This window comes from Streptomyces sp. RP5T (assembly GCF_003933965.1).
Classification (GTDB): domain Bacteria; phylum Actinomycetota; class Actinomycetes; order Streptomycetales; family Streptomycetaceae; genus Streptomyces.
Genome location: NZ_RSAJ01000953.1, coordinates 1 through 2,048 on the forward strand (window position 1 = coordinate 1; position 2,048 = coordinate 2,048).

General features: G+C 71.8%; 1 protein-coding gene. It reads right to left on the reverse strand.

Going from position 1 to position 2,048, the window contains the following annotated elements; genetic code table 11:
- Positions 1 to 1,211 (reverse strand): sensor histidine kinase KdpD (locus EHS43_RS43335; RefSeq protein WP_148104297.1); only part of this gene is annotated, 1,211 nt, incomplete at its 3' end.
- Between the last annotated feature and the right edge of the window lie 837 nt (positions 1,212 to 2,048).

Here is a 2,048-nt window from a genome sequence, read left to right on the forward strand (position 1 = left end):
CCCGGCTCCGAGCCGAGCAGCGCCTGCGGCACGACGAGGACGGCCTGGACACCGCCGTAGATATTGGTCTGCAGCCGCACATGGATCCCGTGTCGCTTCGCGAGCTGCGAGACCACGAACAGCCCGATCCGCCCGTCCGCCAGCAGGCTCGCGACGTTGACCTGGTCGGGATCCGACAACAGGGCGTTCATCCGGTGCTGTTCGGCGACCGGCATGCCGAGCCCCCGGTCCTCGACCTCGACGGCGAGCCCGGAGGTCACGAGGTTGGCGCGCAGCAGCACTTGGGTGTGCGGCGCCGAGAACACCGTGGCGTTCTCGACCAGTTCGGCGAGCAGATGGATGACGTCGGCGACGGCGTGCCCGCGCAGGGTTCCGTCGATCGGCGGCACGAGCTTGACCCGCGAGTACTGCTCGACCTCGGCGATGGCGGAACGCAGCACCTCGGTCATCGAGACGGGGTTGCTCCACTGCCGACGCGAGACGGCCCCGCCGAGGACGGCGAGGTTCTCGGCGTGGCGGCGGATCCGCGTGGCGAGATGGTCGACGTGGAAGAGCCCCTTGAGCAGATCGGGGTCCTCGATCTCGTTCTCCAGCTCGTCGAGGATCGCGATCTCACGGTGCACCAACGACTGAAGCCGACGCGCGAGGTTGACGAAGACCTCGAGTTTCTGTTCGCTGCCGGCCTGGCTGGAGAGCTGGGCGGCAGCGACGACGGCGGTGACGGCCCCGTCGTGGGCGCGGGTCAGGTCGGCGGCGAGCAGTTCGAAGTCGTCGGCCCCGTCGGGCGGACCGCCGCGCGGCGTACGGCCCGGCGGGGCCTCGCCGCGGCGCAACCCCTCGACCAGGGCCCGCAGGTCCGCCTCGCGGCGCGCGCTGCTGCGGCGCAACGCACCGACGCGGTCGCTCACCGTCTTCGCGGCACGGTCGGCCGCCACGGCGGCGATGAGGATGCCGGCGAGTGCCACCGAGACCGCGCCGGCCAGGACACTCCACAGGATGAGGCCGGGGTGTGCGCCGGTGGAGCGGACGGTGAACAGGACTGCCGCGCAGCCGCTGAGGGCGACCGCGACCGGCGGGAGCACGGCCAGCCGCAGCAGCTGTGGCCGTATGTGCGTCTCGGGCAGCGAGCGGGTGGGACGGGCGACCGGCCGCCCGTGCCGCCCGCCCTCGCGGCGGTCTGCGCGTGCGGCCGGTGCGCGGAGGTGAGACATCGGTGTCCTTGTACTGGTCCGTCGGTCCTGTTGGCCGGAGGGCTCCGGGCCGGCCGGCCCGGGTCTGCGGCCTCCGACCCGTGCCCTCGCGGGCTTCGGAGCGGGGTGCCGGGCGTGGTGCCGGGCGGTGCGCGCAGCGGCATGGTCGTCGGTCACCGGCGCGTCGCCTCCCTCCTTCCCGCACCTCGGCTCGTCGCCGTGGGCATGCGTCGTGGCGTACCGGTCGAGAGAACCGAAGACTTCAACACCTCGTCGCCCGGCGGACACTCACAGTAGTCGCCAACGCATCATGTGCGAGCGGCAGTTGACAAACTCCCCCGCTCAGCGTCCCGCTCTGGTATGAGGGCTCGCACGCCAGAACGACAAGCCGACCGACTGACCGTCCTCGAACGAGTGAATAGCGATCGTCCCTGGCCAGAACCGTTCACACGTGACCGCCGGGAACTCAGGGCGTAGGCGCACCTCGATCACGACCCAGGTCCGCTCCTCGGGCACGAAAGGCTCCCCGCACCCCTTCCGGAGCCTTGGCCCGAGCCTTCCGGACCGTTACTGACCGTGGCGATCCAGGGCCGCTCCGGACCGCCTCGGAAGCCACGGTGACACCAGCGGCTCCCCCACCCGCGCGACTCGCAGGAGCCCGCAATCACGGACTCAGCGCTCAGCCCTCGGCCTTCAAAGGCCCCAGGCAAGAACAGCCGGCCCGGCCGACACCCTTTCACCGGACCCGAGCGACGCAAGCCCCGTCGACACCAGGGCCCGGACCGCCCGACACGACGCCGAGGCCGACGCCGATGATCGACGCCGTACCCCACCCCGGTGCCACCCTCACCTCACCCC